Source organism: Aestuariivirga sp. (assembly GCF_041738905.1).
In the GTDB taxonomy this organism is placed as follows: domain Bacteria; phylum Pseudomonadota; class Alphaproteobacteria; order Rhizobiales; family Aestuariivirgaceae; genus Aestuariivirga.
Map to the genome: position 1 here is coordinate 1 of NZ_JBGSOZ010000031.1, position 9,080 is coordinate 9,080.

A 9,080-nucleotide genomic window follows, 5' to 3' on the forward strand; every position below is an offset into this window, starting at 1 on the left:
GGGGGCGAGAATGAAACATGCCTCGACCCCGCGCTTGGCGGTGTAATCGTGCATGCGCCCTTCGCGGTCGCACTCGATGACAGAGGCCGACCGATAGGCCGCCGCCGCCGTGGCAGATCGCCCGGCGCTGCGTTTGACCGTTTTGACCGAGAGGTGATAGCTCGCCATGCGCGCGCCTTACCGATCCGGCAACGGGCAAAAGCAGGCAGGCAAACAGGCAGACATGCAAATTGGCATGCGGCCTGCTGACCCTCCGTGCAAGCATGCGACCGCGCAAACAGGCAGACATGCAGCCATGCCAACAGGCGGGCGATCATGCTGCCGGTGACGCACGGGGCCATCGCCAGGATGGGCAACTGTTTGACGGACAAGCACAGCGCGGCAAACCCGATCCGGCAGGGCATCCCCAACGAGGGAAGCACGGAACCGGATCGCCCGCTGTCGCTGACGACCTCGCGGAACCGCCCCGCTCTCGGGGCCAGTTCCTATGAGGGCGACAGGGACAGCGGGGCGCGATCCAACCGCGCAGGTTGGCTTGGGAAGGGTGAGGCAGCTTCCCGGAAACGCTCCGGGGGAGCGTTTCGCTGCCGAACGGGCGGAGCCCAGGCAAGGAAGGGGCAGCGCGCTCTTCCATGTCGATGCGCGTCGCATCGAAGGGGTTGGCCATCGGCTGGGGGGAACCCCCAAGAGGATCGCACGCAAATCTCGGAACCGCAGGTGAAGAGTTTGCATAAGTGCGCCCTTGTTCTTTACAGACCAACGGGTACACGCTAGAAGTTGTGCAGTCAATTCGGACTTCTTCTTAAAGAGTATCGCAGATACGGGCGGGCAAAATGGCAGAAACAGAACTGGACCGGGCAGAGAAACGCTATGCCCAGGCCAAGGCCCGCTTGTCTGCCCTGAAGAACCGGGAAGCGACGAAGGCGCGCAAGCTGGATACGCGGCGCAAGATCATTCTGGGCGGTGCGCTGGTCGATCTGGCCGAACGGGATTCCAATGCCGCCGCCATGATCGAACGCCTGATCCGCAACCTCCCCCGTGAACAAGACCGCAAGGCCTTTGAAGGCTGGGATGCGAAGCAGCCCGCCCCCGCATCTACGCCCCCTGCCCCGGCATGAAGTTGATCGGGACCGTCCTCATGACCCTGACGCGGATCTGCTACTTCGCAGACAGGGCATTCGACGGGCTTTACCTGTCACCGGATGCGCAGCCCACAAATCCTAAGTCTGAGCCCACAATGCTGAACGCTTAAATCTTATCGCTGATCTCACAACACCGATCCCTGAACACGCATCGCACATCCCCGATCACGGAAATCACAATGCCCAAGCCCGGTCCCGCCACCCCTACCCTTTCCGTCGCCACCCTCGCCGAGACCGTGGATCTTCTCGGTGTCGTCGTGGCCCGGATGTCGGACAAGCTGGATCAGCACGGCGAGACCCTCGCGGGCATTCAGAAGGTCACGCTGGAAAGCCGGGAGGCCGCCAGGACCTATACTGACCCGAAACGCTATGCCGATCATATCGGGCAGGAAGTCTATGACGCCCTCGGCGAAAGCCTCGACCGGTTGGAAGCCCTGCACTCCGGCTTCGCTGCCGATCGGCAGGACGCCCGGGGTAGCCTGAACGATATAACCCGGCAGGAAGAGGCCGTGCTTCAGCGCATTAGGGACGATCAGGCAAAGGTGGCACGCTGGAAGAAGCGCATCCCATTCATAGCCCTCTTCGGGCTGGTCCTGGTGCTTGGGTTCGCTATTGCCCTACCCCGGTTCTTGGCAGTCAACGGTGCGGCCTGCGCGGTCCTTGGGGGTGATTGGCTGAAGGCGAACGCAAGTGGCAGGTTGGCATGTGTGTTCTATGAGCGGTGATGAGGCTTGAGCGGTGTATCCGTTCCTTACGGTAGCAACGCTGGGTGTTATATATGTGTTAGATAGGTGTTACGCGAATCACCCCGGCTCACAAGGCATTGAATTAATGTCGATAATCCGCCAATTTTTTGCCCTCTGGTGGGTGATATTACGAAAGACGGTGGGTGATATTACGAAGGTTGGTGGGTGATATTACGAAGGCGATCTGGTGGGTGATACTACGAACCGCTTGCGTCGGTGGGTGAAATTACGAATGGTGTGATGGTGGGTGATATTACGAAACAAGACCGAACGCCGCTGCTCCCCTTGCGTCATGCACAGGGCGACTTCTTTGTGTGCGATATTTTCGACGCCGCGCCCAAAGGCGACATGGCCTCTATGGCGCACCCTATCTTCACCCTTTCGACAAAGCCCGACACAAAAAAACGCCGCTATATGGCTCCTGATGGCAAGAGCTATGTGGAAGTCAGACCGAATATGATCGGCCTTGCCACGGTCCATGATCGTGACGTGCTGATCTACTGTATCTCGCAGGTTATGGCAGCGCTGAATGACGGTAAGACGGTCCACCGGACCTTGAGATTCAAAGCATATGATTTGCTTGTTGCTACCAATCGCCCCGTGGCCGGAACCGGCTACATCGGCCTCAAGGCCGCGTTAGAGCGACTACAGGGAACCCAGATCGAAACGAACATAATCACAGGTGGCGTCGAACAGATTGACGGGTTCAGTCTGATTGATCGCTATCGGATCGTACGTGAAACCCGCGACGGCCGCATGCTCGATCTGGAAGTTACCCTCTCCGATTGGGTATTCAATGCGATTGCTGGTGATGATGTCCTGACACTGAACCGCCGCTACTTCCAGCTCCGTAAACCTTTAGAGCGCCGCCTGTATGAACTGGCCCGTAAGCAGTGCGGCACCCAGCCGGAATGGAAGTGTGGCCTTGATAAGCTACAGGCCCGTACCGGCTCGACATCCTCAGAAAAGGAATTTCGGCGGCTCGTGAAGGATATTTGCAAGGCCGACGAAGAACACGATCACATGCCGGACTATGCCTTCCGGCTGGAAGCCGACATCCTGACTGTAACGCCAAAGCCAGAGTTTCTACATGCATATACAACCAAACCTCAACAGGACCGGCTGACTGGCGGCTACATTTTGCCCCTCTCGCCGGATACGCTTGAGCGAGCGCGGGAGCTTGCGCCGACGTGGGATATCAATATCCTAGTTGGAGAATGGCGAACCTATGCCGCAAGGCAGAAGGAACCGCCAAAGAACCCTGATGCTGCATTCCTTGGATTCTGCAAAAGCTGGTACAAGAAGCGTGGTCGCAATGGCTGGTAGAGTATTTACTCAAAAACTCATTTACTCAAAAACTCAATCCATAGGTCGCGTGTGATGCTAGATATTGTTCGGCCTTCTTCCGCAGCACGCCCTTTGATCCGGCGGTAGAGGGAGTCCTCAATCTCCGTGTTCAGGCGGCGTTTTTTTTCATTCGTTTCAGCCACATCGTTCAGAAGCCTCGCCTTGATCTCATCGCGCTGACTCGGTCTTTTGCTCGAAAGGGCCATCATGCCTTCTCCGCGTTGATAAAGGCCAGGATTTCATCTGTTAGGGCGCTCATTTCCGCCAAGGCATCGGCGTTCTTGCTGTCGAAGACCGTCCCCCCCTCGCTTGCGGTCTGGGGATAGACCTGCCGCTGGGTGATGTGCGTAGCGAACACCCCCAAACCCTGTTCTTCGAGCGCTTTGACGATCTCGTCGCCGAGACGTGTTCCGGCGATGGCCCGACTGATGATGAAGCGGGCGGCAGGTTTGCCGTCCGTCACCTCTTGGCGGGCCTTGATGAACTCCACCAAGTCAGAAGCGGCCCACAGGTCGTAAGGACTGGGTGTTACCGGAATGAACACAAAATCGGTGATCTTGATGCTTGCGGCAATCATGTCTTCCAACTTGGCTGCGCCATCCACCATGACAAAGTCGTAAGCGGCGGCGATATCGGGCAAGCTTTTGACGTTATTAGCCCTATCCAGTGCGACGAGGGGAAGGGGATTATTTTCATTGGCTGCGTGCCAGTCTCGGGCGCTGCCTTGCGGATCGGAATCGACGATCAGAACCCTATGGCCACGCTCGTGCAGCGAGCGGGCAAGGTTCGTCGTGATGGTGGTTTTACCCGACCCACCCTTGGGATTAAGTATCGAGATGATCGGCAAGAAGTCCACCTTGTGTAAATGAGTTTTTACTCAAATGAGTATATACTCATTTAGCCTTAACGCAATGGACGTTATGCAGCATCGCGGCAGGGGCTATAGTCGACCTTTCAGCCGCCGCATGAGATCCATCCGCTCGTGCAGGATAGCTATAATGATTGGGCGGTTTCCGATCAGCCAGACGATGAAGTGATGCTCACAACGGTGGATGTGAACACCGTCCTGTAAGCCGTCGAGCGTCTTCGACCTCGCCCGCCGATCACCTACGGCTTTGCAGCACGCTTCAATTTGATCGAAATACTTCTCAGCCTGATCAAGGCCCCAGATGTCGTAGGTATAACGCCAGATGCCGCGCAAATCCGTTTCAGCGGTAAAGGTGAGATCATAGGACTGCATGGGAACGGCTACAGCCCGACTTGCTTCTGTGCTTCACGCCGAATATCTGCCATCGACTTCGTGGAAAACTCGCCAAGCTGCGCCTGCTCGATCCTAGGCTTCAGAAAGTCAGCCAGAGCGGCAACCGCTTCGTCCTCGCTCATGTTGTCAAGGGCAGGGGCATCGCCAAGGGTGCGCTTCAGCACATAATCCTTGATGCTCTCGCCTTTCAGCGCAGCGATGGCCTTCAGCTTCTGGTGTTCTTCGGGGGTGATGTCGATTGAGAGTCTGGGCATGGCCATAAGGTAGCGCATCGCGGCGCACAAAACAACATTTGTGTGCTTAAGTTCGCCTCACAGTCTTCACGCTGACCCGAAACAACTGTGCGATCTCGGGCAAGGGGCGCTGTTCTTCGTCCCGCATCCGTCGCACCTCGGCCTTCTGCTCGGCGGATAGGGCAGGGGGCCTTCCCCCAACACGACCGCGCTTCCGGGCCGCTTTCAGGCCTTCCCTGGTCCTCTCAGAAATCCGCTCCCGCTCAAACTGGGCAATGGATGCAAACACATGAAACACCAGCCGACCGGCGGGCGTAGTGGTGTCGATGTCCTCTGCCAGCGACCGGAAGCCCGCGCCATGCGCCTGGATCGTGTCCACGATGTCGAGAAGGTCACGCAAGGAACGGGCGAGGCGGTCGTACTTGGTGACGGTGATCACGTCGCCCTGGCGCAGCTGATCGAGCAAGCGGTCCAGCTCGGGCCTGCTGCGCGTCGTGCCGGTGATCTTGTCAGCGAAAATCTTCTCGGCACCCGCCGCCTTCAGGGCGTCGAGCTGGCCGTCCAGGTTCTGGTCCTCTGTGCTGACGCGGGCATATCCGATGATCATGCTGCACTTTGCCAAAAACCTCCCAAAACCGCAAAGGTTTTGTCATGGGTTTTTGTCCAGCCTAAGCCCTTGATGCGGGGTAGGGTAGGGGGCCGGGACAGAAACGACCGATATAGGTGAAAAACTCGACCCACTAGATGTTGTGCACGGCGTTTTCATGCCGATTTAACCGACTGATTTTGAATGTTTTTTAGTTGATTCGACGCTCAGAGTGCGATGGCGCTGTCGGCTTCACGCCGGGACCAGTTTCGCCAGACGTTTTAGGTTCTGCGCCGTCGCGGCGAGGATGCATTCGTCACTGGCACCGCGCAGCCCTCTGAGCCGAAGGCGCGTGAAGCCGAGATTGCGCTTCAGGTGTGCGAACAACATCTCGACCTTCTTGCGCTTGCGGCGACTGACAGCGAACTTTTCGGTGTGTGACAAGTCGCGGGCGACCTGGCGGGCATCTTCGTCCATGTGCCGCATGACAGTCCGGGCGGGTGCTGTGGTGCAGGCCTTGCGGATAGGGCAGGTTCTGCAATGTCCGGTGTCTGCACTGTAATGCTTGACCCTTCTCACAATGTCAGTCGTGCGAAGCGTCATTTCGTGCCCTTCGAGACAGGTGAAGCGGTCACGGTCAGCATCATAGGTGAAATGGCTCAGATCATATTTACCGCCCGTCTGATGCTTGCGGTCAAGCACAGGGACGTGGGGCGCGATATTGCGGGTAAGCAGCCAAGCCAGGAAAGTGCCGGTGCCGTAGGATTTGTCGGCGGCCAGAGCACCAGGGTGGAACGCGTGCCGTTCGGCTGTGCGTGCCAGCATCTTTTTTGCGGCGACAATCTCCTGGCTCAACCGGGCCGGGGTTGCCTCGACGTCCATTATGATGCCGTAATCGGTGTCGATCAGATAGTTGGTCTCATAGCTGAAGCGCCCAGGGCCGTCTTTGATAGACCACGCCGCCTGTGGATCGGTTTCTGACAGGTATTTCGGGGCTTTATGCTGTGGCCCTTCGTGAACCTCTCCTGCATCTACCGCCAGGTGATCGAGATAATCGCGGACCGGGCGCGCGATCTCTTCCTTTGCAGCCCATACCTTTTGCATTGCCTCCGGCTGATCCTTGCGGTCCCGGCTGGCATCGGTGGCAATGGTGCTGCCATCAACCGCCGCCGCCTGTCCGCCAACCAAACCGAAGGCAGCGCAACGTTCTACAACCATCTCGAATACGCGGCGCAGAATGTCGCCATCTGCGAACCGGCCATGACGGTTCTTGGAAAATGTCGACCGATCAGGCACTCGGCCTTCGAGCCCCAGTCGGCAAAACCAACGATAGGCGAGATTGAGGTGAACCTCATCCACCAGCCGCCTTTCTGACCGGATGCCATAAAGATAGCCGATCAGCAGCATGCGGATCATCAGTTCAGGATCGACCGATGGGCGGCCAGTATGGCTGTAGAGGGCTTCCAGCTCATGGCGGATCGCGCCAAAGTCCAACAACCAGTCAATCCGGCGCAAAAGATGATCGGCGGGGACATGATCCTCGATTCGAAAACGGTAGAACAGCGCTTCCTGAACCTCTTGCCGACCCATCATCGCCTGATCCTCCAACCCGCCTGGATCAATTGAATCAGTCGGTTAGGCCCAGATCAAGCAAAGAGTTTTTCACCACCATCGACCGATATGGGTGAAAAACTCGGCCTACCATATGTTGTGTCGTCCACGTTCAGGCCGGGTATCGGCTGGCCGAGTTGGATTTTCCACCCGGACTGCAAAGGGAGCCCCGGCCCTATGCCGTGACCAGTTTCGCAAGACGTTGCAGGTTCTGCGCGGCTTCGGCGAGGAGAAATCCTCGGGTTGATCTGACAGGCTGAACCTCATCGAGAAAGATCTGTGTGCAACCATAGAGAGAATCGTTGACAGCTCTTCGCGCAACCAGTGTTGAATGGCCAAATCTACACTGAGGTGCATTCACCCAGTGCCATGTGCGACGGTGAATCTTGGGACGTGACGTTGCTCAAACCTTTGGCCAGAACTTGAAGCGCTTGGCCCCCTCCCTCGGCGTGGAGGCTGCATTGGATCTGTTCCGTTTGTTAAACTGGCGCACCTTTTGCAGGGGAGGTCCGGTTGGTTGGCACCAGCGTCTGAGTTTGATTATTGTTGCCTCTTGCGGGGCATGGTCTGGAGAGATCGAGATGACGAAGCTCGAGGCCCACACTTGAAGAAGCTCCTCCTCATCCCCCTGCTCCTCCTCGCCCTCACCGGCTGCGAGCGCTATTCGTGGCGCCAGAAGATGACCGTCACGGTGGAAACACCGGCGGGTGAGGTTTCGGGCGCTTCGGTCAGTCAGGTCGGCTGGGCCAAGCACTGGATCCGCACCGATGGCATGGGCTGGGACTATGACCTGACCGGCGAGGCAGTGGTGGTCGAGGTCACGCCGGGCCGCTATCTGTTTGCGCTGCTCAAAGGGGCGGGGACGACGGAGTACATGGGCTCGGTCGCCGCCGCGTCCATCGCGGGGCGCGAAAGCCGGGTGATCGACGGGGAATTGTTCGACGAGGTGCGTGATCGGCGTGACCGGGCGGCGGGGGTGATCGCGGTGCCCGCGTATCAATATCCGATGCTGGTGACCTTTGGCGACATCAGCGAGCCGATGAGCGTGGAACTGGTCGACCCGGATAATCTTGCCGCCAGTTTCGGTCCGGGCGTGCGGTTGAAGTCGGTAACGCTGGAGGTGACCGATGAGGCAGTTTCTACGCCAACGCTGAATAAGTTGTTAGAGTGGCTTGGTCCGTTCCCAGAGCCTGCACTTGGGCCCGCGACAGGAAGTTCTGGCAGCGTGCCGTTCTATCGACTTGTTCACATGGGAGATTTTTTTCGGGGGCCGAAATGACTAACTCACCAGAACTCGAATTCGCTATACTTTCGTTAGATTCCTATAACCGTGGATATAACCCGGGAGTTGAAGGTCTCAGCGATGCGCCCGGAACGTCTGTTGGACGATGGACTATTCTTGACGTTGATTTGCCCACTGGGTCCGAAGCCGCCAGCTTCTACGCCGCTGTATCGACCCAGTGAAAATCTGCTCATGCTACAAAGGAGAAGGTAGCGATGAGTGTGACGATGGAAGACAGCATCAAACGGTGGACGGCGAAGCGTAAGACGGCGCTTGTGGTCGAGATAATTCAGGGCAAGACGACGATGGCGGAGGCCAGTCGGGCCTATGATCTTTCGCCCTCCGAGATTGAAGGTTGGGTCGATGACGCCAAGCGGGGCATGGAAAATGCGCTGCGGGCCAACCCGCTGGAGATCCGGGAGCAATACGAGAAGCAGTTGAAGGACCTGCAGGAGGCTTACGGCGAGGCGATGCTGGAACTACGCACCAGAAAAAAGCTGGCGGCCCTCATGGAGCGGGGCGAGCCATTGTGCGCCATTGGTTCAAGAACAAAGGCGAGCGGACAATGATCCGGACGCTCCATGAGGGCCTTCTGGCGGATGGGATCGCGGTGCCGCTGGCCAAGCTATGCGCCTGGTTCGGCGTGCCGCGGCGGACGGTCTATTACAAGCCGACCAAGGCTGCACCGCAGGTTGATCCCCGCTTTTCCGAGCCGATCAAGGCGATGATCGAAAAGGAGCCTTCGTTCGGTTATCGCACCGTGGCCTGGCTTCTGGGCTTCAACAAAAACACGGTTCAGAGGATCTTCCAGATCAAGGGCTGGCAGGTTCGCAAGCGCCCGATCGGCATGCGACCACGCATCGAAGCGGTGC

The 9,080-nt window shown here is 58.0% G+C and carries 12 protein-coding genes and 1 pseudogene; 6 read left to right on the plus strand and 7 right to left on the minus strand.

Annotation, left to right across the window (positions count from 1 at the left end):
- On the minus strand, window positions 1-168 hold a 168-nt coding region (locus tag ACEW8Q_RS02205; RefSeq protein ID WP_373502427.1), incomplete at its 3' end, for a MobA/MobL family protein.
- Between the two features lie 665 nt (window positions 169-833).
- Between ACEW8Q_RS02205 and ACEW8Q_RS02210 the strand changes: the two genes are divergently transcribed.
- The 3 genes from ACEW8Q_RS02210 (at window position 834) to ACEW8Q_RS02220 (ending at window position 3,214) form a co-directional block, all read left to right on the plus strand.
- Window positions 834-1,118 (plus strand): mobilization protein, encoded by a 285-nt coding sequence (locus ACEW8Q_RS02210; protein ID WP_373502416.1) that lies wholly within the window; start codon window positions 834-836, stop codon window positions 1,116-1,118.
- 203 nt (window positions 1,119-1,321) lie between these two features.
- Window positions 1,322-1,867, plus strand: a complete 546-nt coding sequence (locus ACEW8Q_RS02215; protein ID WP_373502417.1) for a hypothetical protein — start codon at window positions 1,322-1,324, stop codon at window positions 1,865-1,867.
- Between the two features lie 237 nt (window positions 1,868-2,104).
- Window positions 2,105-3,214: a replication initiator protein A gene (locus ACEW8Q_RS02220; protein WP_373502418.1), complete on the plus strand. Its 1,110-nt coding sequence runs from the start codon at window positions 2,105-2,107 to the stop codon at window positions 3,212-3,214.
- A gap of 17 nt (window positions 3,215-3,231) precedes the next feature.
- Here the strand turns inward: ACEW8Q_RS02220 and ACEW8Q_RS02225 are convergent, their stop codons facing one another.
- The 6 genes from ACEW8Q_RS02225 to ACEW8Q_RS02250 form a co-directional block, all read right to left on the minus strand.
- Complete coding sequence (locus ACEW8Q_RS02225; protein WP_373502419.1) at window positions 3,232-3,444, minus strand: hypothetical protein; 213 nt, start codon at window positions 3,442-3,444, stop codon at window positions 3,232-3,234.
- On the minus strand, window positions 3,441-4,082 hold the full coding sequence (gene parA, locus ACEW8Q_RS02230; protein WP_373502420.1) for a ParA family partition ATPase: 642 nt from the start codon (window positions 4,080-4,082) through the stop codon (window positions 3,441-3,443). The genes ACEW8Q_RS02225 and parA overlap by 4 nt, the downstream gene beginning before the upstream one ends.
- A gap of 93 nt (window positions 4,083-4,175) precedes the next feature.
- On the minus strand, window positions 4,176-4,475 hold the full coding sequence (locus tag ACEW8Q_RS02235) for a type II toxin-antitoxin system RelE/ParE family toxin (protein WP_373502421.1): 300 nt from the start codon (window positions 4,473-4,475) through the stop codon (window positions 4,176-4,178).
- A gap of 8 nt (window positions 4,476-4,483) precedes the next feature.
- Window positions 4,484-4,750, minus strand: a complete 267-nt coding sequence (locus ACEW8Q_RS02240; protein ID WP_373502422.1) for an antitoxin — start codon at window positions 4,748-4,750, stop codon at window positions 4,484-4,486.
- Window positions 4,751-4,796: 46 nt separating this feature from the next.
- The gene (locus ACEW8Q_RS02245; RefSeq protein WP_373502423.1) at window positions 4,797-5,336 is read right to left on the minus strand and encodes a recombinase family protein; all 540 of its coding nucleotides are present in this window, start codon (window positions 5,334-5,336) and stop codon (window positions 4,797-4,799) included.
- A 231-nt stretch (window positions 5,337-5,567) separates the two neighbouring features.
- On the minus strand, window positions 5,568-6,908 hold the full coding sequence (locus tag ACEW8Q_RS02250) for an IS1182 family transposase (RefSeq protein ID WP_373502424.1): 1,341 nt from the start codon (window positions 6,906-6,908) through the stop codon (window positions 5,568-5,570).
- Window positions 6,909-7,530: 622 nt separating this feature from the next.
- Here ACEW8Q_RS02250 and ACEW8Q_RS02255 point away from each other — a divergent pair.
- The 3 genes and pseudogenes from ACEW8Q_RS02255 to ACEW8Q_RS02265 all read left to right on the plus strand — a co-directional run.
- Complete coding sequence (locus ACEW8Q_RS02255) at window positions 7,531-8,205, plus strand: hypothetical protein (protein WP_373502425.1); 675 nt, start codon at window positions 7,531-7,533, stop codon at window positions 8,203-8,205.
- A gap of 218 nt (window positions 8,206-8,423) precedes the next feature.
- Window positions 8,424-8,777: a transposase gene (locus ACEW8Q_RS02260; protein WP_373502426.1), complete on the plus strand. Its 354-nt coding sequence runs from the start codon at window positions 8,424-8,426 to the stop codon at window positions 8,775-8,777.
- Window positions 8,774-9,080: pseudogene (locus tag ACEW8Q_RS02265) on the plus strand (IS3 family transposase); the annotation flags it as partial. The gene ACEW8Q_RS02260 and the pseudogene ACEW8Q_RS02265, both read left to right, overlap by 4 nt.

Coding starts and splice junctions, on each gene's coding strand:
- ACEW8Q_RS02250 (WP_373502424.1), bottom strand. CDS start 6,908: ATGATGGGTCGGCAAGAGGTTCAGGAAGCGCTGTTCTACCGTTTTCGA.
- ACEW8Q_RS02235 (WP_373502421.1), bottom strand. CDS start 4,475: ATGCAGTCCTATGATCTCACCTTTACCGCTGAAACGGATTTGCGCGGC.
- ACEW8Q_RS02245 (WP_373502423.1), bottom strand. CDS start 5,336: ATGATCATCGGATATGCCCGCGTCAGCACAGAGGACCAGAACCTGGAC.
- ACEW8Q_RS02240 (WP_373502422.1), bottom strand. CDS start 4,750: ATGCCCAGACTCTCAATCGACATCACCCCCGAAGAACACCAGAAGCTG.
- ACEW8Q_RS02225 (WP_373502419.1), bottom strand. CDS start 3,444: ATGATGGCCCTTTCGAGCAAAAGACCGAGTCAGCGCGATGAGATCAAG.
- ACEW8Q_RS02260 (WP_373502426.1), top strand. CDS start 8,424: ATGAGTGTGACGATGGAAGACAGCATCAAACGGTGGACGGCGAAGCGT.
- ACEW8Q_RS02215 (WP_373502417.1), top strand. CDS start 1,322: ATGCCCAAGCCCGGTCCCGCCACCCCTACCCTTTCCGTCGCCACCCTC.
- ACEW8Q_RS02210 (WP_373502416.1), top strand. CDS start 834: ATGGCAGAAACAGAACTGGACCGGGCAGAGAAACGCTATGCCCAGGCC.